The organism is Acinetobacter sp. YH12136 (assembly GCF_013418545.1).
GTDB lineage: Bacteria > Pseudomonadota > Gammaproteobacteria > Pseudomonadales > Moraxellaceae > Acinetobacter > Acinetobacter towneri.
This window is the reverse complement of record NZ_VPBV01000003.1, coordinates 78,212-103,320: the sequence shown is the minus strand read 5'-3', so window position 1 is coordinate 103,320 and position 25,109 is coordinate 78,212. Positions and strand designations below refer to the sequence as shown.

14 protein-coding genes are annotated in these 25,109 nt (G+C 43.2%); 4 read left to right on the top strand and 10 right to left on the bottom strand.

The window, feature by feature from the left end; translation table 11 throughout:
• Positions 1 to 3: 3 nt before the first annotated feature.
• The 9 genes from FTU71_RS02490 to FTU71_RS02450 all read right to left on the bottom strand — a co-directional run bounded on the left by FTU71_RS02490 (position 4) and on the right by FTU71_RS02450 (position 12,735).
• Positions 4 to 2,841: a monovalent cation/H+ antiporter subunit A gene (locus FTU71_RS02490; protein WP_180111234.1), complete on the bottom strand. Its 2,838-nt coding sequence runs from the start codon at positions 2,839 to 2,841 to the stop codon at positions 4 to 6.
• A gap of 607 nt (positions 2,842 to 3,448) precedes the next feature.
• Positions 3,449 to 4,822 (bottom strand): AAA family ATPase, encoded by a 1,374-nt coding sequence (locus FTU71_RS02485; RefSeq protein WP_179997305.1) that lies wholly within the window; start codon positions 4,820 to 4,822, stop codon positions 3,449 to 3,451.
• Positions 4,823 to 4,838: 16 nt separating this feature from the next.
• Positions 4,839 to 6,341, bottom strand: coding sequence for a UvrD-helicase domain-containing protein (locus tag FTU71_RS02480; RefSeq protein ID WP_004975892.1), 1,503 nt, complete (start codon positions 6,339 to 6,341; stop codon positions 4,839 to 4,841).
• A 22-nt stretch (positions 6,342 to 6,363) separates the two neighbouring features.
• Positions 6,364 to 7,146: a bifunctional phosphoribosyl-AMP cyclohydrolase/phosphoribosyl-ATP diphosphatase HisIE gene (hisIE, locus tag FTU71_RS02475; protein ID WP_004975893.1), complete on the bottom strand. Its 783-nt coding sequence runs from the start codon at positions 7,144 to 7,146 to the stop codon at positions 6,364 to 6,366.
• 126 nt (positions 7,147 to 7,272) lie between these two features.
• Positions 7,273 to 8,352 carry a patatin-like phospholipase family protein gene (locus FTU71_RS02470; protein ID WP_131261096.1) on the bottom strand — a complete coding sequence of 360 codons (1,080 nt, stop codon included), beginning with the start codon at positions 8,350 to 8,352 and terminating at the stop codon, positions 7,273 to 7,275.
• A gap of 207 nt (positions 8,353 to 8,559) precedes the next feature.
• Complete coding sequence (locus FTU71_RS02465) at positions 8,560 to 10,179, bottom strand: AarF/ABC1/UbiB kinase family protein (RefSeq protein ID WP_180005818.1); 1,620 nt, start codon at positions 10,177 to 10,179, stop codon at positions 8,560 to 8,562.
• A gap of 13 nt (positions 10,180 to 10,192) precedes the next feature.
• Positions 10,193 to 10,906, bottom strand: a complete 714-nt coding sequence (locus FTU71_RS02460; protein ID WP_154321106.1) for an SCP2 domain-containing protein — start codon at positions 10,904 to 10,906, stop codon at positions 10,193 to 10,195.
• A gap of 11 nt (positions 10,907 to 10,917) precedes the next feature.
• The gene (gene ubiE, locus FTU71_RS02455) at positions 10,918 to 11,862 is read right to left on the bottom strand and encodes a bifunctional demethylmenaquinone methyltransferase/2-methoxy-6-polyprenyl-1,4-benzoquinol methylase UbiE (protein ID WP_004975907.1); all 945 of its coding nucleotides are present in this window, start codon (positions 11,860 to 11,862) and stop codon (positions 10,918 to 10,920) included.
• A 168-nt stretch (positions 11,863 to 12,030) separates the two neighbouring features.
• On the bottom strand, positions 12,031 to 12,735 hold the full coding sequence (locus FTU71_RS02450) for a hypothetical protein (protein WP_004975910.1): 705 nt from the start codon (positions 12,733 to 12,735) through the stop codon (positions 12,031 to 12,033).
• A 246-nt stretch (positions 12,736 to 12,981) separates the two neighbouring features.
• Here FTU71_RS02450 and FTU71_RS02445 point away from each other — a divergent pair, with 246 nt between their 5' ends.
• Positions 12,982 to 14,400 carry a phosphate--AMP phosphotransferase gene (locus FTU71_RS02445; protein WP_096901334.1) on the top strand — a complete coding sequence of 473 codons (1,419 nt, stop codon included), beginning with the start codon at positions 12,982 to 12,984 and terminating at the stop codon, positions 14,398 to 14,400.
• 50 nt (positions 14,401 to 14,450) lie between these two features.
• Here FTU71_RS02445 and FTU71_RS02440 read toward each other — a convergent pair whose 3' ends face one another.
• Positions 14,451 to 14,960, bottom strand: coding sequence for a hypothetical protein (locus FTU71_RS02440; RefSeq protein ID WP_218945596.1), 510 nt, complete (start codon positions 14,958 to 14,960; stop codon positions 14,451 to 14,453).
• Positions 14,961 to 15,196: 236 nt separating this feature from the next.
• Here FTU71_RS02440 and FTU71_RS02435 point away from each other — a divergent pair, with 236 nt between their 5' ends.
• The 3 genes from FTU71_RS02435 (at position 15,197) to recD (ending at position 24,553) form a co-directional block, all read left to right on the top strand.
• Positions 15,197 to 18,937: an exodeoxyribonuclease V subunit gamma gene (locus tag FTU71_RS02435; protein ID WP_167845734.1), complete on the top strand. Its 3,741-nt coding sequence runs from the start codon at positions 15,197 to 15,199 to the stop codon at positions 18,935 to 18,937.
• 44 nt (positions 18,938 to 18,981) lie between these two features.
• A complete protein-coding gene (locus FTU71_RS02430; RefSeq protein ID WP_179993557.1) occupies positions 18,982 to 22,701 on the top strand; it encodes a UvrD-helicase domain-containing protein in 3,720 nt (1,239 codons plus the stop codon).
• Positions 22,702 to 22,810: 109 nt separating this feature from the next.
• Positions 22,811 to 24,553, top strand: coding sequence for an exodeoxyribonuclease V subunit alpha (gene recD / locus FTU71_RS02425; RefSeq protein ID WP_218945598.1), 1,743 nt, complete (start codon positions 22,811 to 22,813; stop codon positions 24,551 to 24,553).
• Positions 24,554 to 25,109: the final 556 nt, after the last annotated feature.

Sequence of the window (25,109 nt, the reverse complement as noted above, 5' to 3'; positions counted from 1 at the left end):
GCATTACTCCTTTGGAAGTGGGCCAGACATGCCTGAGTGACGTGAGTCGCCCAAGACAGAAATCATCAACATTACTGCGCCAACCACTGTGACATACACGCCTACATCAAATATGGCAGCCGAAGCGAGGTGCATTTCACCAATAATCGGAGGATTGACATAAATATGTGCACTGGTGAGGAATGGACGTCCCCAGAACCATGCGGCAAGTCCTGTCAGACCTGCAATACTTAAACCCACACCAATCCAAATTTCGTATAAACGTCCAGATTTGGCTTTGAGCATTTGTTCGGTCTGGTCTTGACCAAGCGCAATGTATTGGATAATCAGCGCCATTGCGGTAATTAAGCCTGCAATAAAGCCACCACCTGGTAAGTTATGACCGCGCAAGAAAATATACAGACTGACCACAAGGGCGATAGGTAAAATCCATGAGGCGGTAATCCGCAGCATCAACGGTGAAGGATTAAAGCGATAGGTTAAACCTTGGGTCATGATAGTGCCGTGCGCACGCATACCATCCATTAAACACAGCGTACCAATCGCAGCAATGCCCAAGACGGTAATTTCACCAAAGGTATCGAAACCACGGAAGTCCACCAAAATGACGTTGACCACGTTGGTTCCGCCACCGAGTGGAATGGATTGCTGATTAAAGAACCATGAAATTGAATTGTGGTCGCGAGTCATAACCAGCCACGCAATCCAGCCGATACCAATGCCGCCACCAATCGCAATGAAGGCATCTCGCCAACGACGTGAACGGCTAGATTCATACGGGGTCAATTGTGGGAGCAGCGATAGACTCATCAGCAATAAAACAGTGGTGACGACATCAACCGTGATTTGAGTTTGTGCCAAGTCGGGAGCAGACAGTCCGACAAACATCATGGTGACGACCAAGCCAACTGCACCGCTGATTAAGACAGCTTTGATGCGCTCATGGTGGAACCACAGCATCATCCAGCAGGCAGAGAACAGCAATAACCATAAAACAATGGCAATCATAGGCGCATGTGTGAGTTCACGTGTGCCAGTTGTTAATCCCTGATTGAATAATGGTAGCGCGACCATGAATACCGTAAAAGCAATGATCCACACCAAATAGCTTTGCAGTGAACCATTTTCGGTTTTACGTTTGATTTTGCGTGAAACTTGTAGCAAATGTTTTAAGAATAATTCAAACAGCAGTTTGCCTTGGAATTGACCTAAATGTGGGTCGAGGTCAATTTCACGGATTTTTCCACCTTTGGCGAGCGAAAAATAGAAAATGATCCCGCCAAGCAGTGCAATAACACTCATCAGCAGGGGAAGATTAAAGCCATGCCAAATTGCCAGATGTGTGCCTTCAAATTGCGACAGTTGGGTACTGGCACGAGTCGTGCTATTGACAATATGCTCGACCAATAAGGCAGGCATCAAGCCGACTAAAATACATAAAACAGCCAATAAAGTTGCGGGTGCACGCATGCCAAACGGAGGTTCGTGAGCTTCTTTGTTTGGGACATCTTTACCAATTGGACCATCAAAGAAAACGCCGTGTACCAAACGTATTGAATAGGCCACTGCAAAAATACCCGCCAGTGTCGCAACAATTGCAGAAACCAACAGTACAGGGCCAGATAAGTTTGCTACCAGTTCAGTGAAGAACATTTCTTTGGACAAAAAGCCGTTGGTCAACGGTACGCCAGCCATAGAGGCCGCGGTAATCATAGTGAGGGTGGCGGTAAAGGGTAATAGTTGCCATAAGCCACTAAGTTTGCGTAAATCACGTGTGCCTGATTCGTGGTCGATAATTCCTGCAATCATAAACAGGGCCGCTTTAAAGGTGGCGTGGTTGATGATGTGGAAAATTGCAGCAGCTACTGCTAACGGTGAACCAATGCCGAGTAAGCACATGATCAGACCTAAATGACTGATGGTGGAATACGCCAATAAGCCTTTTAAATCTTCTTTGAAAATGGCAAAGAATGCTGCCATACACAGGGTAAATAGACCAATAAAGGTGACTAGGTTGTGATATAACGCTGCGCCTGCAAAAATTGGCAATAAGCGCGCCAGCAAGAAAATCCCTGCTTTGACCATCGTTGCCGAATGTAGATAGGCAGAAACAGGCGTGGGTGCAGCCATGGCATTGGGTAGCCAGAAGTGAAACGGAAATTGCGCACTTTTGGTAAATGCACCCAATAAAATCAGCAATAAAGTTGGTACAAATAAATGATGACTTTGAATTTGTTCAGTCATCATTAAGATTTGGTCAATTTGATAGGTGCCTGTGATTTGCGCCAATAACACAAAACCACCGAGCATGGCGAGTCCGCCCATGCCTGTAATGGTCAGTGCCATACGTGAGCCGCGTTGTGCTGCCTCGTAATTGCTCCAATAACCCACCAATAAGAAAGAGGAAATACTGGTCAGTTCCCAAAAAGTCAGCAACAAAATCAGGTTATTGGAGAGCGAAATTCCCAACATGGCAGCCATAAACAGCATGAGGAGAACATAGAGTTTACTGAGCGAGTTTTGTGGACTTAAATAATAATAGGCATAAATAAAAATGAGTGTGCCGATCCCCGTGATCAGCAAGGAGAATAATAAACCAAGCGCATCTAGACGAAAGCTTAAATCAATCCCCAACTGTGGCAGCCAAGACCATGTTTGAATGATCGTTTCGCCATTAAAGACTGCTTTTGCTTGAGTCAGGAGCAGAATAAGACTGCTCAGACTGACGCCAATCGCCCCTAAAGCCGTTACCCCGCGTGAAAATTGTTTCAGCCACGAGACAAGGGTTGTGCCCAGTACTAACGGTAACAATATAATAATCGGTAGCACACTCATATCCATTGTCGTGAATAGGTTGAAAACCTAAAGGATGAATCTTATCTTCCAAGGATTACAGGACAGCAACACACCATCCAAAAGATTCAATCTTGAAAGCCAATCAGTCGTGTCAGTAAACACGTAGTCTATTGTTTTGATGAGCGTATTGTCGCAACTTAAACTCAAAACAAGATCATGCAAAAATAATTTTACATGGCTAGGCGGCTCAAGCAGCAAAAAATATGCTGATCTTTCGCTGACGATGCAGCGAATAAGGTTGTGCTTGGTTTGGTTAAAGCTGTGTTAAAAATATTTAGATGCGTCAATCTACAACCTAGTTGAACTATGGATGAAGTTGATCTGCATCTGCTGCATTTTTACAGCATTCACCGTGTTTGAAAGGTCAATAGACACTATTCAATGTATAAAAAAAGTTGTATTGCGCAACTTTAAAAACTACAGCAAAATCGGATTTTACTATAAAAGTTCAAAATTAATCTGATTTTATTACATGAATAAAACAACATCAATTTTTTTTGCATACAGCAAAGTCATTATATACCGTCTGTTATATGCGGGATAAAGTATTTCCTTGCTTTTTGCCCAAGTATGCGTTGAAAGACTTCGGCAATTAAGATTCAGGCAATTGATCAGGTGTTGGCTCACTATCCAATTGCTGTAAGCGTTGCAGCAATTCCTGTTTTTGTTCGGCAGTTAAATGGTTTTGAATCTGCTGCAAAATTTCAGCCGTGCCTAATTGTGTTGGGTTTTGTTCTTGTAGGCTGACGTCTTCTGTCGTGTGAGTGGTTTCTAGCACATCAGCATAAATTTCTGCAAACTGCGGTTGTAAACTTTGCCATGCGATGGGATGCAGCTGTTGATGTTCCAGTTTTAAACATTGAAAGCGTTCCGCTTGTTCCAAAAGTTCGCTGCGGTTGCCTGTGGCAATAATTTGTAAGCGCGGAAAAGCTTGATGTAAACGGGTCAGTATTTGTGCGGCCTGTTGTTGATCGAGCTGATGATCAATCTGGTCAATCAACAAAATACCATCTCCCTCGCGACACGGATACAAACTGTTTGGGTTTAGCAAACAGAGGCGACGTACAATATCGCCTACCAGAGCAATCCAGTTGCGCTGACTGTTCGACAATTGCTGATACAGCATATCTTTGCCCTGACAGCGCACCATGAGTTGTAATTTAGGCAGATGTTGTAGATATAGGTCTTCAATTTCAGGCAGCACGATTTGTAAGGCATCTTTCAGTGCTTGTAAACTCGGTGCATGCATTTGGGTATAGGCATGCAATAAGGACTGATTCAGGGTTTGTGCGAGTTCGCTTTGTTGTTGCTGATATAGCTTGTGTAAAAGCTGCGCACTTTGGGCATTTTCAATATCGGAAATTTCCCGCAACCATTCAAAAAAACGAGTAAATGTCGTGAATGGAATCGCAGCAATTTCGTAGGCATGTCCAGGTTGTAAAATCAGCGGATTATTTTTATTGAGTAAATTAACTTCATTCACGAAGCGTTCTGCAGGGTAGTAGGCAATCAGCGGTAGACCTTGCATCGGGTCATGTTTAATGGCGTGTTGATAGAGCTGCACCATTTTTTCAAGCTTGGCGGTTTCTGCTTTGCTTACTCCTACGCCGCTACTATTCAGGGTTTTATATAATTGCCAGTCACAATGTTGGGTGCTTTCAATTTGCGTGTTGCTTGATTCTGCCAAACTGCCTATTTCTGCTGGAATTTCCACACAAACATCAATTTTAGCTTGCAAGCGGTTGAACAAAATATCTTGATCTTGCATCACCAAACCCGCAGTGCGTAAGTCTTTATAGCGAGCGGCAAACCAAGTCAGTGCTTGATAACTAAATCGTAACAGCGAGGTTTTACCCGCGCTTTGGTCTCCTAAAATAAGGGTGATGGGAAGATCGTGATAATTGAGTTCGAGTTTTAGGTCTGCAAAATGGGTGATGTGTCTGAAATGAACCGATGTAATTTTCATAGCGCACCTGCTGCAATTACCCCACCGCTTTGCGTAACGATGTCGGCATTTTTATTTTCAGTTGTTGTACCAAATCGTAAATATGATGAATATTTAAACTGACTTTAGCACGTGTGCATGCCACATACAGTAATCTTAATTCTTCATCGCTAATTTTATGCTCTTTGTCGTTCAGTTTAAATTGGTAGTCGTCTTCAATATGTACCCGATTCCATTCTAAACCTTTGGCTTTATGCGCTGTCGAAATAATATAGTCGGCTTGGTCAATTGGGGTGATTTTTGCCAACGCCCGTTTGAGTGGATTAGTACCATGATCATCCACCAGTTTGACCAAAGGTTTAATGTCGCTGCCATCGTTGGTTTCACAATATTCATGTACATCATGCCAAGAGTTAAACCATGCCAGTTCTGGAACGTCGGTCACACGTTTGCCTTGTTTGAGCATCGCGGCAGCATCCACAAAACGGTTTAAGCGCACATGGTCGGCTTGCAGACTGACTTTATCGCCATGCACTAAACCTGCCAGTAGCAGTTCCATGGCACGGGCGTTGGTACGGCATAAAATCGCATCACGCATTTTGGTATGCGGTTTGTTGACCACTTTGGAATGTAATTCTGGATTGCCCAAGAGTGGCACGGTTTCATTCAGCCCACCTAAAATGGCATTGGCGGTCAGGGCAATTTCTTCACCAAAACGGAACGATGTGGTCAGTCGTGATTCAGGCAAAGGTAATTGCTGCATGGCATTGATTGCACCACGCCAAGCATAGATTTGCTGATGCGCATCGCCCACATAAATCACTTGAGTATTACGTTGCTTGAGTAAAATGCCCAGCATGAGCGGGTCGGCATCTTGAGCTTCGTCAAACAGCACATAATCGGCAGGAATGTTGGGTTCAGACAAGGCCCAAAGTTTCAGATAAATATCGTGTCCAATGCCTGCCTGATGATTCGGGTCAATTGACTCCAACCAGCGTCGTTCTACCGCAGGATAAAGATGCTTTTGTAAGGTGTCGATGTCATCTGGATGCAACCAACTGGGTGCTTGTAAATGTCGTGGGGCAGGGTATTGCGAACTGGTCGAGCAGAAATGACTCACAGCATTGGCCACCAAGCTGGCTAAACGACTTGGCATCAACACATATTTTTCATAGCGCCCGCCCATCATACGTCTAAGGGTAATCGGTTCTAAACGATACTCTTTGGCAATAAAACTTGGACTTAAACGGGGTAGGCGTAATTTGTCGGTGACTCCACGTGGAACGCTGCGATAAGCAAGCGAGTGAAAAGTACGACAATCGACCTGACGATGGAATTTACTTTGTGCTTCTGCGGCAATGGCTTTGTTAAATGCCAAGTACATGCCACGCCGTTCTGGCATGGCATCACTGATCATTTGTAAGGTCGTGGTTTTACCTGTACCTGCATAGGCAATCACTTTAAAAGATTTGCCCAGACGTGCATTATCTATAGCAGTGGCTTGCTCATAGGTCGGGCGAGGCTTGGTGATTACAGACACAGATCAGGGTTGGCTTTTCGCGTTAATGGCTACGGTTGGCTTTTTCAACCAAGCCTGATAAACCTTGACGACGAGCCAATTCATTCAGTACCACTTGCGGTTCAATATCGAAATAACCCAACATGACAATGCTGTGGAACCATAAATCGGCCACTTCATAAATCAGGTCATTTTTGTTGTTGGCATTGGCTTCGGTGTTGAAATCTTTGGCGGCAATAATTGCTTCCACGGTTTCTTCACCGACTTTTTCCAAAATTTTATTCAAGCCTTTATGGTATAGCTTGGCTACATAAGATGAGTCAGGATTAGCGGTTTTGCGCTCGCTCATCATTTGCCCTAAATAAGCCAAAACTTCAACCTGTTCAGCTTGTGCCTTTGATTGGCTCATGGCTAAGGTGTGAGCATTGGCGGCTTGTTCACCATAAATTTGATTCGGGTCTTTCAGCTGTGCATCTACAATTTCCCAACCATTGGCGGTGAGTTTGCGATAGAAACAAGATTCACGCCCTGTGTGGCAAGCAATTCCACCATGTTGTTCAATTTGCAGGATAATCACATCGGCATCGCAGTCCAGACGAATCTCGTGCACAGTTTGAAAGTGTCCAGATTCTTCACCCTTGTGCCACAATTTATTGCGTGAACGTGAAAAATACACCGCCTGATTTTTTTCGGCAGTCAGTGCCAAGGCTTCACGGTTCATCCACGCCACCATCAACACACGTCCTGTTTGATGATGCTGTGCAATGGCAGGCACTAATCCTTGTTCGTTAAATTTTACTTCATCGAGCCATTGCAAGTTATTCATGAGTTGTTCACCAAAATTAATTTAAATTGTATGGACGCTATTTTCTGAGCGCACGATTTTGCATCGTCCCTATAGTGTACGTGATTCAAGACAATTTACCTAAATTATCTTGCCAGATTTGTACTGTCAAAGCGTTTGCATAAATTGAGGGAAGTTTTGTTTTTCCACCATTTCCAGAAATTCATCGCCCAAACGCTGACTTTCTGCCACCGATTGTTTCCATAAGCGAATGCGCTGTGCCTGATCTAAACCTTTTAAGGTGAAGTCTTTACGATCGGGCAAACGGCCTAAAGGCAAGCTGCTTAAATATTCTGCCGAAGGTGATAGCAAGAGTGTCCGGGCCTGATTTTCAGGATTGGCTTTACGATGCTTCAACATTTTATCAAACCAGCCAGGGGTAATGCTGTCGGTAAAGTGTGGGTACAGCACAATGCCCTGACTTTGGTAAGGTAAATCTAGATGGTAGTCAATTAAGCCACCATCCCGATAACTGCCCACGGGCGCATCAGGAATGTCACGAATAGCAGACATCACCCCGGGAATAGACGCTGAGGCGAGCAGCCACGGTGCGACATTCTGCTCATTCAGGGCTTGGTAATGGGTGACAAAATCATCCTCTACCATAAACTGCTGACCTTGCGCAGGTTGGCTGATGACGCGTTGCATAAATAAGCGGTTATGTTTGCGCGCAATGGCATTGCTACCAATAATTCCAGCCACAGATGCTAGCAAAGGCAAGGCTTGGTCACTTTGGAAAATATGTTGAGCTTTGACGGAAATGACCGTGAGGTGATAGTCAGGATGCTGAATCAGTTGTTGTTGCTGTCCCTGAATCAGTTCAAACAGCATATTTTGACAAATCTCAGCGACTTCTTGGCGCGACATTTTTTTATGAAAATACAAGTTGGTATATAAATCGGACAGGCGTTCAGTGCCTTGTTTTGCGCCCCACGCCAAAATACTGGCAAAGCGCCAACTGCCAATTGAAGAACCGACCACAGTACGACGCTTTGGGGCTTGGGCAAAAAACTCGCCAAAAATAGCTTGGTCTAAGCCTTGAATGCCAATACCTTTGGGGCCGCCTGCTGCACCTGGAATAATATCGACGTGTTGGGCATGTAAGCCTTCTTGTTCAATCAGTTGGCGTGCCAGATGTCCTGCGCGAATACTGAGTGCAGGGGCACGTTTATGCAAAAGCTGAGTCATGCTTGATCTATAACGCTACAAATGTGCATTAATTGTAGGCGTGGTGATTTTTGCAACAATGGCGAGAGGCATCATTTGGTGACTGATGAGTCATGCGGTAGTTTTTAGGATGAGTTAGAGAAAATCAGCGTGATAAAAAAGCCTGCTTTAAAACAGGCTTTCTAATTTTTTTATCGTCTAATCAGTTTGTTATCAAACAATGTAACTTTATTTGACTACGCGCCAAACCGCCAAAAAGCTTGCTAAGGCAATCAACACAATAGACACATACCACGGTGCAATAATTGCAATGGATAGGAAAATGGCCATGATGCTGCCAAAAATCCAACTGCGTTTTTGCTGATGTTCCATTTGCAAGCGCATGCTTTGTAATTCATGCAATTGTTTGGAATGCCAAGCCGATTGGTTTTTTAAACCATTTAAACTGTCAATCATTAAACTTGGTAAGTCTTGCGCACCCAGTAACAGGTCGGGAATTTGCTGCCCAATTTCTTTGACATTTTTGACTGGATTCATATTGGCTTTAATCCAATCCGTTAAAATTGGTTTTGCCAGTTTCCAGATATCCAGTTCTGGATATAAGTCTGTGCCCAAGCCTTCAACATGCACCAATGTTTTCAGGAGTAGCATCAATTGCGGTGGAATTTCCAAATGGAAACGACGTGCAATATCCATGACCTGAATCAGAATGCCTGCAAAGTCCAATTCGTGCATCGGTTTAGACACCATTGGCCCGACAGTACGGCGCATTTCACGGGCGAGAGCATCTTGATCTGTGCCCGGTGGAATCCAGCCAGCTTGGTGTACCACTTGAATCAGCTGCATAAAGTTGCTGTTCATCACCGCCAGCAACATACGTGCTACGGTCATTTGGTCATGCTTGGACAGCTCGCCCATAATCGCACAATCTAGCGCAATAAAACGCGGATTATTCGGATTGATGGTTTCCACAAAGACGTTGCCAGGATGCATATCGGCATGGAAAAAGTTGTCACGGAACACTTGGGTAAAGAAAATCGTGAGGCCTTTTTCTGCCAAATCGGCACGATTCATCCCCAAACGATCAAAGGTTGCCGTGTCGGAAATTGGCACACCTGTAATGCGCTCTGCCACCATCACATCTTTACTGTCCATATAGACTTCAGGCACGTACATCATGCTTGAGCCTGTAAAGTAGTGACGCATGCGGCGGGTGTTATCCGCTTCTAAGGTCAAATCCAGTTCGTTGAGAATAATTTGACGATAGTCCTGAATAATTTCAGATAAATGTAGAGCGCGTGCCGCTTCCAGACGTTTTTCCAGTGCTGCACCGAGCCATTCCAGAATTTCAAAATCTTGTAGAATTTGCTGGCGAATATCGGGACGGGTGACTTTAACGACGACTTCACGACCATCATGCAAGGCAGCGGTATGGACTTGCGCAATGGAGGCTGCTGCTAAAGGTTGCTCATCAAAACGGGCAAACAGGGTGTTGATGTCTGCCTTGAGCGATTGCTGAATTCGCATTTGTGCCACGTCAGAACCGAATGGTTTGACACGGTCTTGTAGCAACACCAATTGCTGTAAAACTTCAGGCGGAATCAGGTCACGACGCGTAGACAGCAATTGCCCAAGTTTAATTGCCAATGGTCCCATTTCTTCTAAAGCTTCTTTGAGCTTCAGCGGGTTTTTACGTTCTTTACTTGACCAAGCCGCAGGGTGCATGCGAATAAAACTGAGCGCATGACGTGCCTTTTCTGGTAGTTCTTCCGCAGGAAACAACGTGTCGAGTCTATAGTGCGCGGCAATGCGCCAAAGTTCGAGTAAACGTGAAACGTGCGGAATCATAAAGACTTATTCCCTAGGGTTGAGTGGAGTTTAAGGTGTCAGAAGCGGTATCTGGCTGTGCATCAAGCTGCGCTTGTAGCTGTTGAATTTTGGCTTCGGCGCGGTCTAAATTTTGTTGAAAAATGCGCGTGTCTTGTTGTAAGTCATCCATTTGCCAGCGTGGGGCAAATAGACCACTGTCTTCTTTTAGGGCATCTTCAGCAAAGAACAAATGGCTGTGTAGACTGCGTTTTAAATGCTTGGGTGCAAGCTGAATTTTGCCAACTTCATGAGCCAAAGCAGGACCAATCCAAGGGCTTAAATGTGCGGCCAAGTCTAGTTCAGCCTGCTGCATAATGCGCTGAATATCTTGTAAAAGATGATAGTCACCTTGTAGGGGAATATTGCCCACTTCATCGGATAGCAACAGTTTGAGCAATTGCACCACATTTTTAACATGCAAAGTGGTCGTTGCGGGGCTGATATTTTGCGCTTGATCAAACCTTGCGAAGCTAGAGCGCTTCTCATGCTCAAAAATAGAAGGCTGCTCGCTGTGACCTGTTGCAGTAGGTTCTAAACGAACTTTGTTGTCATCAAAAAAGACATCTACAGAAAGCTGTGGCGAATCGAGCACCACACGCAACATTTTGCCGTGTAGTTGGTTGAGCTGGATGCGAGTAATCGCATCCAAATCAATAACATGATGAATCAGTTTCTCAACTGCACCAAGGGCGAGAATTGACCACATTGCGGTACGCCTTAGAGTTTAAAACCACGGTGAACGGCAACAATACCACCAGTCAGGTTGTGGTAATCACAGTTTTGGAAGCCTGCCTGTTCCATCATGCCTTTTAAAGTGCGTTGATCTGGGTGCATACGAATAGATTCAGCCAAGTATTTGTAGCTTTCTGAGTCGTTTGCGACAATTTTACCCATCAATGGCAATGCTGTGAATGAATATAAATCGTAGAGTTTTGAGAACGGTTCAAATACTGGTTTTGAAAATTCTAAAATCAATAAACGACCACCCGGCTTGAGTACGCGGTACATCGCTGCCAAAGCTGCATCTTTATCGGTCACGTTACGTAAACCAAATGAAATAGTCAGTAAGTCAAAGCTGTTGTCTTCAAATGGTTCTAAAGTTTCGGCATTCGCCAATACGAAATCGACATTGGTACAGCCTGCATCAATTAGACGGTCACGGCCAACATTCAGCATAGATTCGTTAATATCTGACAGTACCACATGACCTGTAGGGCCAACTTCACGGCTAAAGACTTTGGCTAAGTCACCCGTACCGCCTGCAATGTCCAGTACGCGCTGACCACGACGTACACCTGACATATTAATCGCAAAGCGTTTCCATAAGCGGTGAATACCAAATGACATTAAGTCGTTCATAATGTCGTATTTGCTTGCAACCGAGTGGAAGACTTCTGCGACTTTCTGGGCTTTATCTTCACTGCTGACGGTTTGGTAGCCGAAGTGTGTGGTTGCACCGACATTGCCTGTGTTGGCACCGCGCGGCAAATTATATTTTGGCACTGAACCCGTAACAGGTGTATCCGTTAATTTTTGTTCTAAAGATTGTTGCTGACCTTGTGGAGCGCCTTGCGGTAGAGGTTCGGTTAAGAATGGACTCACTTTGTCTGTTGGTTGTGCCGACTCGGGAGTAGCGGTAGGCGTTTGATTTTCATTCGACATTGGAGTCACTCCTCAGGATAAAAAGGCTTAAGGCTGCAGTGTATGCATGATGACAGATTCTAAGCACTTGTACAGTAATCATCATGCAATTGTTATGAATAATATACAGAAAAAACCAAAGATAGCGTAAGTGTGCTGAATAAGTGTTGGTTATTTCACACATTGGGATTATGAAAATGGATGTAAATCACCTGCATGTACTTTGGCAATAATTTCCCGTTCTGTGGTAGTAAATTGCTTCACAAATTTCTCTGCAGACTTTAATGGTTTCATGGCTAAAAAGCCATCTTGCATAAACTCATACATAATTTGAAAACTGTATTTTTGCGCCGCGCCTTTACACATTTTAAAAGCGGTATAGACCACAAAAGAGCGCATATATTTATCTAGGTTTTTACCCAGTTCATCCAACATATTTAATTGTTTTAAGCGTGCTTCGCCCTGATCGAGCTTTAAATAAGTCAGACGCATCATCTCATCATTTAAAGGCATATTTTCAGGATAGTCCTGTAGCAATTGTATCGCGACTTGTTCATCTAACTGCACTGCCAAAATCGCCAGACTTACCCCAGAAGTCCCTGTTTTTATTGCATTTTCAGGGATGATTTTTTCAGCTTTGTGTGCATATTTCAGTAGGCGAGCAATTTGACCTGCCAAAGCGTCAAAATCTGGACCGCCATATAAGCGGTTTAAAAAATATTCGGCCATCAAGACATTGTGCTTTTCGGCAAACTGTGTGGCATGGGTGCGTTGCATACGCTGTTTTTGCCATGCTTGAACATCTTGTAAGCGTTGAAAAAGCATAGGATTTTTATGATATTTAAATTGATAATACAGTTCTAACAGCTCATCTAAAGCAGCAAGTTTAGACATAGGGTGTCTCATTATTGAGTTGAATGGGCAAATCTTAATGTGAGTTTGATCTCGTCGCTATGACAAATTACACAGAATTCCAAACGGCAAAGGTCAGTGTGTGAGATTAATCTACAAAAATAAGCGAAAAGTTGTTAAAAAATGGGTCGATATTCGTATACTGATCAAAGTCTGTCGCTCATTCTAATATCGTAAATATAGACGAATGATCAGCAGAGCTTAAATAATACAACAATAGGGTAGATGATGTCACAAGCACATACTGAATTTAAACTCATGGAAGAAGAACAACTTTCAGTCGAGCTAATTGAAGCCCAATATGCTTTAAAAAACACCAAAGGTGAAAAAAATGCCAAAAGTTTGCTGATTTTAGTGAGCGGCATTGAATTGGCGGGTAAGGGTGAATCGGTTAAACAATTAAGAGAATGGGTCGATCCGCGTTATTTAAGGGTAAAAGCCGATGCGCCACACCCGTTTAATCCCAAACAGACACTTTGGCAGCCTTATGCACGTTTTATTCCTGCCGAAGGTCAAATAATGGTGATGTTTGGCAATTGGTATAGTGACTTATTAAGCACAGCCATGCATGTGTCTAAACAAATTGATGACACCATGTTTGATAACTATGTCGAAAAAATGCGTGCCTATGAAGAAGACTTAAAAAATAACCATGTGGATGTCATTAAAATCTGGTTCGATTTATCGTGGAAATCACTACAAAAACGACTAGATGATATGGAACCGAGCGAAGTGCATTGGCATAAATTGCACGGCTTGGATTGGCGCAATAAAAAGCAATATGACAGCTTGCAAAAGCTGCGCCAACGCTTTACCGATGACTGGATTATGATTGATTGCGAAGATGAAACCATCCGCGATCAACAATTTGCACAGCATATTTTGCGTGCTTTAGAGCATTGTCCTGTGCATCCGACCAGTTCGGGGGGTACTTGGCAAGCTGCAGAAATTCCTGAAGTTTTGCTCAACCCCGTATCTGAATCGGTCAGTGATGATGAGTATAAAACAGAGTTAAAGAAACTCACTAAAAAAGTGGCAGATGCACTGCGTTTTGATAACCGTAATGTCAGCCTGGTTTTTGAAGGGATGGACGCAGCAGGCAAAGGCGGCGCGATTAAGCGGATTGTAAAAAAACTGGATCCGCGTGAATACGAAATTTATACCATTAGCGCCCCTGAAGCCTTTGAAATCAGCCGTCCTTATTTGTGGCGTTTTTGGACGAAAATTCTGCCTGAAGAAAAAATCAATATTTTTGACCGTTCTTGGTATGGGCGGGTATTGGTGGAACGTGTAGAAAGTTTGATTAGTCCACTGGAATGGCAGCGTGCCTATGACGAAATCAACCGATTTGAACAAGACTTAAATGACCATCAAACTGTCGTGATTAAATTTTGGTTAGCCATTAGTAAAGATGAGCAAGAGCTGCGTTTTAAAGCACGTCAGGAAACCCCACATAAGCGTTTTAAAATTACAGATGAAGATTGGCGTAACCGTAGCCGATGGGATGATTATTTGGTGGCTGCGGCAGATATGCTGCAGCGTACCAGTACTGAATATGCACCGTGGCACATCATTCCAAGTAATGACAAAAATGCAGCACGTTTGGAAATTTTAAGAACTATCTTAAAACAACTCAAGGCAGAATAATCTGCCTTGAGGATGTAAAGTCTGTGTGTTGAGTCAGCTTGATTTAAGAATTAAGCATTCACAACTTTGGCTTGTTTAAGCTGAATGCTTTTTGCTAGTTTGTAGCTTTCTTCAACATGCGTTTCGGCAATTTTTTTCATAATAAAATAACCTAACCCTGCAGCCACCATTTGACCACCCAATGGAATAAACTTGGTGACTTGTTTGGCAATGTATTTGGCTGCAACATTATTCAGGGATTTTTTTACTGCAGTGCGCGCTACGACTAAACCTGAAAATTCTACACCGCGTTTACGCAATTCGCTCCAGTGGACTTTTCGGGTTTCAGGGTCGTACACACTGATTTGCTCAGGAGATAAGCCAAAACGTGCATTAATTTCTGGAACCAGTTGCGACAAGATGCCCACATCAATGACAACGTCTAAGAACGGCACAGGAATGACGGCTGCACCTGCAGAAAAATAGGCACGTTTTTTGACCAGTTCTAGGCATTCTGCACGAATCATTTCCAAGTCTAGGCTTGGATCAATACTGTCTGGAATTGTCTCTCTTTTTATCATAAGTACAACCTTAAAATGGCGGATAATCGTATGCTGTTTGGTAAATTAAACCACTTTATTCAAAGCACTTTTTGAATAAAGTAGGTAATAAAAGTATGCTTGTAAAGTGGCATACACCGTTGTAAGTGTATAGCCAATAATCTTTATTCTTTTGTTGTGCTTGAGGCAAATGATAGATCAACGGCCTTCTAGTACATTTAATACATTCTTATTCAAAATAAATTAAAGGATACCTTATGGCGATTCATGTCATACAAAGCCAACGTATAGAAGTTTTAGTCAATGAAATGCTGAAAACCATACGTCAACCGACATCGAATCCGCTTCAGGTGCTACAAACCCAGCATTTTATTGTGCCTTCAGTGGCAGTAGAAAAGTGGCTGACGGAAAAAATAGCCGAGCAAAAAGGCATTAGTGCCAATACTGAATTTCATCATCGTATTCGTGCCTTTCAATGGGCCGCTTATCAGGCAGTTTTAGACGATAAAGATCGGGTGCGTCAGGCAAATATTCCGCGTATTGTGATGCAATGGCGTGTGTTTTATGACTTACAACCGTGGATACAACACGAACAAAACCCACTTCCTGCCGAGCATGCTTTACATCGTTTGATTCAGCGAATTTATGACAGCGCAGAGCAATTGTCACAGGGTTTAGAAAAGCAGCTCAAAAAGCAAAACATGCTGTATTGGGTGGCAGATAAAGTTTCACGTTTATTTAGCAATTACATGGTTTATCGTGGTTTTTGCCAAAAAGGCTGCGAGGGTGTCTGCCAATGTCAAAGCAATTGGTTAGCGGTTTGGGGACAGCAGAAACGCCTGAACTTAAAGCAGCAAATTTATATCCCTAAAAACTTTGAGAGCGAAGAAGAAAAACAAGCGGCATTGGAAATAGCCGCATTTACTCAAGAGCAAGCCGAAGAATTAGAGCAATGGCAAAGTTGGTTGTGGTTGCATATTTTTCATGCAGATTTTGAAAAAATGCAGGAGATTGATCTGCAATTTTGGCAAGCTTTGGGCGAGCCTGAAAATCCAAATTCGTGTATTAACAAATTACCCAAACAGTTGGTGATTTTTACCTTATTGGATTTGCCGCCAAGTCAGTTGCTGTTTATCCGCCGTTTGGCGCAGTATATGGATATTTTTATTCTGCATTACAACCCATCGCAAGAATATTGGGCAGACATGGTCGATCCTAAGTGGAAATTAAACATGGATGCGCGAATCAAAAGTCGTTTTATTCGTGAGATGGAAAGTCAAAATAAAACCGTAAGTGATGATGATATTGCTGCATATATCAAAAAATATAATGGCGAATTTAATGCCGATATGCGCGAGTCACATCATCCTTTGCTGACACGCTTTGGTAAACAGGCACGTGATCACTTTTCTTTATTGGCGGCGTTGTCAAGTGGTGATGAAGGCGAGTGGTATGATCTTTTCCCTGAAGAAGAGCCGCAGCATTTACTGGGTAAAATTCAATCGGATGTATTGAATTTGGTTGAGCCAGTCGCGCAGGCGTATGACTTAGATCCTGCCGATGAGTCATTGCAAATTCATGTGTGTCATTCAAGTTTACGTCAGCTTGAGGTACTCAAAGATCGTTTAATTGCATGGCTAGGACAAGATGACAGCCGCCAAGCCAGTGATATTTTGGTATTGAGTCCGAAACTCAAAGAACAAGAGTCTTTAATTCGCAGCGTATTTGCTGCACCGCCAAGTGAGCGTGATCTCTATCAGAAAGGACAACAAAAAGCACAGCAGAATCAAGCTACTTTAGGGCATCAACTCAGTCAAGATAGTGTGTATTTGCCTATTCAAATTGCAGGCATCAGCTCTTTAGACATTCATAATGCTTGGCGTGCGGTGGTTGGGCGTATAGCGCTAGTACAAGGACGTTTTAGCTTTGAGGAGTTTGGCGACTGGTTGAGTTTGGCTGCCACACAACAGCGTTATGCCTTGAATTTAAACAACATTGAGCGCATGAATGAGTTGTTGGCCAATGCAGGTTTTAAACGTGGTTTAGATGCCGAGCATTTAAAACGCAGCCTGAGTGCAGATGATCAAGATTATCGGTTCAGCTTAAAGTTTGCTTTAGATCGTTTGGCTTTGGGCGTTGCAGTGCCAGAGCATTGCGTGGTTCAGCACACTTTAAGTTATGCCGATGTGCAAAGTAGCGATTTTGAATTGATTTTTAAACTGGTTCAAATTTATCAGGATTTTGCACAGCGCCGTGATTGGCTAATTCAGCATGAATTGGGGCAAGCCAAAACGGTGGAATATTGGCTTAAACAACTGATGCAAGACCTGAGTGAGTTTCAGGATGCAGGGGTAGATGTGTTGGCATCGGTGTTTAGTTTGGTGCAAAAACATGACCGTATGCTGACCTTAGCCAGTTATTTTGATGTGCAGTCGGGTCAAGATTTGCGTCATTTAAGCTTACCGCTGGATTATATTCTGCAAGAAATTTCAGCCCAGCTCGAAACCCAACTCGAACAAGCCAGTCCATCGGGCGCCATTACCTTTAGCCAAATTGGTGCAATTCGTCCGCTGCCATATAAGTTGATTGTGATGTTGAATTTGGACAATGGCGTGTTCCCAAGTCGTGATCAGCAATTGGCTTTTGATTTGATGCAACTATTAAAACCACAACTGGGAGATCGTTCACGCATTGAGGATGATCAGGGGGCGTTTTTAGACAGTTTATTGTTGGCGCAAGACAGTGTTTGGTTATTTTATAACGGTTTTGATGTCAGTGATGGCGAGGTGCGCGATCCATCCGTGCTGGTGCAGGAATTTGTGCAGCATTTGGAGTTGATTGTGAAACATCCCGATGAAGCTAGCGATTCACGCTTAAATTTGAATGGTGTCGAGATTCCCGCACAATTGAAATCTCTTTATCACTTACATAGTTTGCAACCTTTTGATCAACTGCGTTTTGCCGAAAGCCGTGAAGTTCGCTTTAAAGATCAATGGTATCGGGTTGCCAAACAAATGCAGCAAGAAACCACACCACGCGAAGCATGGTTTGGTGAATATCCATTATTGCCACAAGACGTGGTGGTACTCGACAGTATGCAATGGATTCGAGATGTATGTTTCCCTGCACGTGCCTATTTAAAAGCGATTGGAGTCGAAAATTTACAATCCGACACTGCTGCAATGAACCATGAGCCACTGATTTTAAATGGCTTGGAAAAATATAGTGTGCGTGATTTTTTACTGCAACATGGCACGCAAGATGCAGAAAGCTTGTTGCAAGATACTTTACCTGTGGGCAAAACTTTAAATGCCACGTTTAAAACGGGACTGCAAGAACAGCAATATTTACGTGACATACTGCAGCAGTTTGCAGATGAGGCAACCGCAACAACGCAACAGCTTTGGAAAATGAATCCGCATTTGCATATCCGTATTCAAGTGCCTGAACAGCCTACAAAGCTTTGGTGTAGCGTGGTGGCAGCGAGTGCCAGACCAAAAAAATATGCCGAAGTATGGTTGGAATATCTGTTCTGGGTGGCTTATCAGAACACAGAACAGCAAGATTTAGAGCGGATTGTGGTGTGTAAAGATGCGGTGATTCATTTTGCCAATATCCATGCACAGCAAGCACACGAGTATTTAGCCCAGTGGTTTGAGTTCTGGAAACACGCACAGCAATATCCTGTGTTATTGCCTGCGGCTTTGGTTTTAAAAATGAAAGATAAAAAAGAATTTGAAATTCAGTGGGATGAAGCTCAGTCCGATCAAGTTTTGAATATGGAAAGCTTCGTAAAACATTGGCATGACGGTGCTAGGAGGAGCTTTATTGATGAAAGTGAGAAAAATCACCCAGACTGGTCATTTATTTTTCAAGACAGTGAAACTGAACCGTTGTTGATTGAGGCATTTCAGCAATATAGCCATCGACTGTATCAGCCCATCATTGAAAATTATGAATCTGCGAAAAATCTTCAAAAACAAGGGGAATCTGCGTGAACTCATCTAGCCCATTCCCAATTTGTTATGACCCAATTCAAGAGATGCAATTTAAAGGCTTGCATTGGATTGAAGCATCGGCAGGTACAGGAAAAACCTATACTTTATCTAGTTTGATGGTGCGGATTTTCCTGAAAGATTATTTGCCTAATCAAGTGATTGCGACCACATTTACCCGTGCCGCCGCAGCCGAGCTAAAAAGTCGTATTCGTGCACGCTTGCTTGAAACCCAACAATATATCGACCAGTGTTTAAATCAGTCTTTAGATCAACGCGCCCTTGCAGAGAAAATTGCACAACTACAAGATCCTTTACTCAAACATATTTTGCAGAAATATCGTTTAAAACTGGACTATGCCAGTTCACGTTTGAAGTTGGTGAGTGCGCAACTGGATGAGCTATTTGTAGGAACATTAGATAGCTTTAGCCAAAAATTATTGCGTGAATTTTCCTTTGAAAGTGGCAAAATTGAGCGCGCCAATATTACTGACCAAGCATCGGTCTATACCGAACAATTGCTGCATGATGTGCTGCGTGAATGGATTCAGGCACAGCCTCAGCATGTTGTGGACTATATGCTGTTATGTGGGCGGTTGAAATCGGCAGCCGATTATGAGGGTTTGGTCAATACCAGTTTAAATTTTGCATCGGCAGAGATTCAAGGCATAGATCAGGCACAGTTGGAGGTTCAGGATTTAGCAGAGGCGTTGCAGAATTTAGCCAGTATCACCATGACGCAAATTGAAGAATTAAAAGAATATTATGATGGTGAATATAGCTTTAATTTTTCCCATTATGTCGCGGGCAGTGACAAGAAAAAATTACATCCACTATTTACTGTCACGTTGCCCAAACTGATTGAAATGCTGCAGCACAATCCGTTAGAGCAGTATTTTAATCTGCATTTAAGCGATGGGTTTAACGAAGTTCTTGGGTTGTATCTCACCGCTGAAGGTAAGCCAAGATCGGCAATTTTTAATAAAGCCAAAGCACCGTGTACCCAAGACGTGCAGGATGCTTTTTTTGATCATCCTGTGATCCGAAAAATCAAAGCGGTGGCGGATGCCAAACTGCAATTTGAAAGCCAGATAGATTTGGTGGATACCAACTTAAAAATTTATTTGGTGCAACGAGTCAAACAGCGCTTACCACAGTTGTTGCAGCAAAAAGGTGAAACCACCTTTGCGCAACAAATTCGCACCTTGGCAGAAGCTTTACATGGTGAGCGCGGACAGCGATTTGCACAATTTGTACATACACGTTATCCACTAATTTTGGTGGATGAATTTCAGGATACTAACCAAGACCAAGATGACATGCTCTCGCAAATTTGGCGTAATCCAAAGTGGTATGCGCGTGGTTGTATGATTATGGTGGGCGATCCTAAGCAGGCGATTTATGGTTTCCGCGGTGGTGATATGCTGACCTATAACAATGCCCGCGATGATGTGCTGAAAAAACAAGGTCGCATTTACTCGCTCAGACAAAATCATCGTTCAGTGAAAGAGCTGGTCAGTGTGGTGGATGAGTTATTTCAACGCCAACCCGCTTTTGGTGAAAAAGTGATTTATGATCCTGTCATTGCAGGTTCACGTCCTCATCCTGCCTTAATGGATCGGCAACAGGCCAATCCCGCACCGCTGCGTTGGGTAACGGTGGAACATGATCAGGATGAGTCCATTCAAATTGCACGAAAAATTCGCGAGTTATTAAATCAAGGCATTGCAGGCGATTTATATTTTGATCACTCTTCAGGCAAAGTCGCTTTACAAGCCGATGATATTGCCATTTTATCGACCAGTCATCAAAAGCTTGATCAAGCCCAATACGAGCTTGAACGGATTGGAATTCAGGTCAATAGAAGTAGTCAGCGCAGTGTTTTTACAGGCTTTTTAGCCAAAGATGTGGCGGCAATTTTAACTGCAATTTTACATCCTTATGATGAAGCCAAGGTCAAGCGTGCCTTACTGACACGTTTATTGGGTTATAACCTGCAACAGTTGATTGAACTTGAGCAACAGGGGTTAGGTCAGTTTATTTATGACTTCGACTGCATTCGGGAAATGTGGGTCAATAAAGGCTTTTTAACCGCATGGAATTACTGCCTGAACTTATTTAAAATTTGGGAAAATTTGGTGGCAAAACGCAGTTTTGACAATGAACGGCATGTGGTGAATTTACGCCATTTAACCGAATTGCTGAGTCGTCAAAGTGAACGCCATCAAGGGGCTTACATGCTGTATTACTGGTATTTACAGCAAGTTGAATCACCTGCCAAACGCGATTGGGAAATTGAACGAAAACTTTCTAATGCGGCAGGCGTGAAATTGATGACCATTCACCAGTCCAAAGGCTTGGAGTTTAAAGTGGTCTTTTTGATGTCGGCAGATCAGCCGCCCAAATCTGACAAGTCTGCTTTGGTGTTTGCAACGCAGGAAGAGCAAGGCATTGAGCAACGTATCATTGCCATTAAACATAAAGACATAGATGCCACAGCAATGCAGCAGCACAGTGAGCGCCGTTTGGCAGAGTTGAATCGGCTTTGGTATGTGGCACTCACCCGTGCCAGTTATCGGGTCTATGCGATGCTAAAACAGCCTACGCCTGCAAAAGAAGGTAAAAAAGAGGCTGCACCAAAATCTGCTGGTTTAAATGTCTGGCGTTTACAAGCGCCAAGTTCAGCAGAAATTGCAGCAGCATGGAGCTGTGATGAAGCACCTCTGACACAATTGGCGGCAGCATTACAACTTGAACAAGTGCAAGAAATTAAGATTGAAGCTGCAGATTTTCCGCAGCGTCGCTTTTATCCACGAACCAAAACCAGTTTTAGTGGCTTGGCACAACATTTACCTGCCGCCATGCGTAGCGATACTTTGGCATTGGCAAGCGAGGAGCAGGCTGCTGCTGCCGACGAAATCAATCAGGAACCTGTCGAAACGGAACAGGAAATCGTACAGGTGGCTCAACCGATTGCATGGATCAAAGCTAATTTTCAGCGTGGTACTCAAGCGGGGAGTTTTTTACATAAACTCTTTGAATATATCGACTTTCAAGCCAGTCATGATGACATTTTTGAAGAAGTCAAACGCCGTTTTCATAACGACAAAGAGTTTAATTCAGATGTGTTATTGGTAGATTTGATTGCAAAACTCGACACTGCCAAAGGCAGCGCGACTGTGCAGGAAGCAGATATTTTTGCGCACATGACCGAGTGGCTGAAGGATGTGTTGAATACTCCTTTGCACGATACTTTCCAGCTTTCCGCCTTATCTACTGCACATTATTTATCAGAGTTTCCATTCTATTTGGCGTTGGCAGATCAGCGCTTATTTATTCAAGCAATTCAGCAATTGTTTGAAGATGCGGGACATCCTATTCAAGATTTAAATGAAGCCGCTACTGCGCGTTATCTGACAGGCTCAATTGACTTGGTTTATTTTGATGGGCAGTGTTATCACATTGCCGACTATAAGAGTAATTATTTGGGTGCTGATCAGCGCGATTATGAAAAAACCAACCTTGAACACAAAATGACCCAATCGAGTTATTGGTTACAAGCGGCCTTGTATTTGGTGGCGTTGCACCGTTATTTGAGCAGTCGTTTGCAAAATTATGATATTCGGCAACATTTGGGTGGAGCCAGTTATTTGTATTTGCGTGGTATGCAGGGGCAAGCAGGGCAAGGGGTTTGTCATTGGCGGCCAGATGCGGAATTTATTCTGCAACTAGATCAAATATTGGGTTACTTTGAACTTAAAAAATAACGCTAAGTCAGCTTATCGACTTAATAAAACAATCGCTTATCCTGTGGATAACTTTGAGGATAACTGTGTGGAAAACAAGCATATTCACTTAAATTCAGCTCAAACGCCAATGCAGGCGTGGATGGATTACCTATGTCAGCCGCCATTTAGCAATGTCACTTTTGATGCTTCAGCGCAAATTTTGATGCAACAGGTACTCGATGCTATTCAGCAAGGGGATAGCTGTATTCCTGCAACCGCAGAACAAGTGGCGGCATTGCAACATTTGCACATGAACTTGCAGCGTAGCGCTTTAAATCCTGATCCACAAATTGCACCGTTTGTATTTGATGGGCAGCGTTTGTATTTGTATCGCTACTGGAAACTGGAACATCAGGTTGCTAGCGATATTTTACGGATTCAGGCGCAGCCGCCTTTGTCCTTTGAATTACAAGCCGAACAGCTTAATTTATTGCAAGATCCACAGCAGCAAAAAGCGTTACAGACTGCGGCAACTCAAAGTTTAAGTATTATCACTGGTGGGCCAGGTACAGGAAAAACCTATACTTTGGCGCATATTGTTGCGGTGTTTAATCAAGCTTTGCCAAATATTCGGATTGCGATGGCTGCACCAACAGGCAAAGCGGCACAGCGGATGGATGAAGCTTTGCAAAATGCCTTGAATAGTCAAGCTTTACAAATGTTTAATGTCGATGCTTTACGTCAATTACGACCCGTGACTTTGCATCGTTTATTGGGCTTAGGCAATACAGGCAAGCCACGTTTTCACGCTAAACAACCTTTACCTTACGATGTGATTGTAGTCGATGAAGCTTCGATGCTGGATTTAAGCCTGTCACAGATGTTATTGGCTGCCATTCCTGCGCAGGCACGTTTAATTCTGTTGGGCGATGCCAATCAATTGGCTTCAGTCGATGTCGGTACGGTATTGGCCGATTTACAGCAAGTGCCTGAACTCGCAAATAACCGTGTCAATTTAGTGACCACACGTCGTTTTGCTGAAGGTGCAAAAATTGGTGCAATAGCGAAGTTTATTCAGCAAGAACATTCTCCTGCAGAGGTTTTGGCTGATTTTGAACAGCAAGTCGTAGCAGCAGGTGAATTAAAGCCAATTCAATTTAAGCAAGTTGAAATAGATGCCTTACAACTGCAATATCTGCCTCAGCAAAATGGGCAAATTTCAGTGGAAGATTTAGCACATTATTATGATCAGCTGATGTATGGTTATCAGGCTTATGTAGCGGTATTAAAAGCACATACTTTGGGCTTGGAACAATCCAGTACAGCATTTCAAGCGCATGTTGAGAATGTGGTGAATGTATTTGATGATTACCGTATTTTAACTGCAATTCGTCATGGTCATTTGGGTTTACAACAACTGAATTTGCAGATTGAAAAACGCTTGTTGCAACAGTTAAAACAAACCAAACATGGCGATTGGTATGCAGGACGCCCCGTCATGATGACCTATAACGATTATCAACTGGGGTTGTCGAATGGTGATATTGGCATCTGTTTTATGCGAGAGCAGAATGATCAGCGCCAGTTTGAAGTATATTTTCCAAGTTTAAATAAGTGGGTGCCTGCAACACGCTTACCTAAAAATATTGAAACCGCATTTGTACTTACTATTCATAAATCGCAAGGTTCTGAATTTACTCATACAGCTGTGGTGTTGGATGCTGCGGCAAAAAACTTGCTGAGTAAGGAGCTGATCTACACTGCCATTACCCGTGCTAAAAAAGTCGTAAGTTTGTTGGTTGATGCGCAAGCTTTGCAGCAAGCTTTGATGATTCGTACCCGTCGCAGCAGTGGTTTATTAGCCAGAATTAATGACGCTTTGGATTGTTAAGTAAAACTGAATAAGAGATGGTTTTGTACGAAATGGCTTACATTGATTCGAGAAATTTGCGCATAGAGATTTCAAGATCTTTTTGAGAAGATGACTTCACATAAAAAGCTCAATAGGGATAGTTGAGCATAATCGCAGAATAATAACGATAAATGTCGAAAGACAGCGAACTGACAGGACGTGAGTGAGAAGAGGAAACTTACAGCCGCTAAGCCTTGTAGTTTTGGGAGAGACTACAGGGCTTTTTTATGCCTGTAAGTTTGGGTGATTTGCAAAATGCTGACAATGCTTACCTGTTGTAAGAAAAAGCTTACAAACAGATACGAGAAATACGACTTCTTTCACTTTAGTATTGTGGCAAAATCTACCACACAAGGACGTGAAAGCAAGAACAGGAATGTTCAGAGAATAAGACGCGAAAACGCGCAAATAACCACAATAAACAAGACAATAAGAATAATAAGACAAGAAACTACAGCGCAAAAAACAGCCCGAGCTATGCTCGGGCTGTTTTATTTTAACGGCAAAATATTCCAGTGGATGAAAAGCAGTTGGC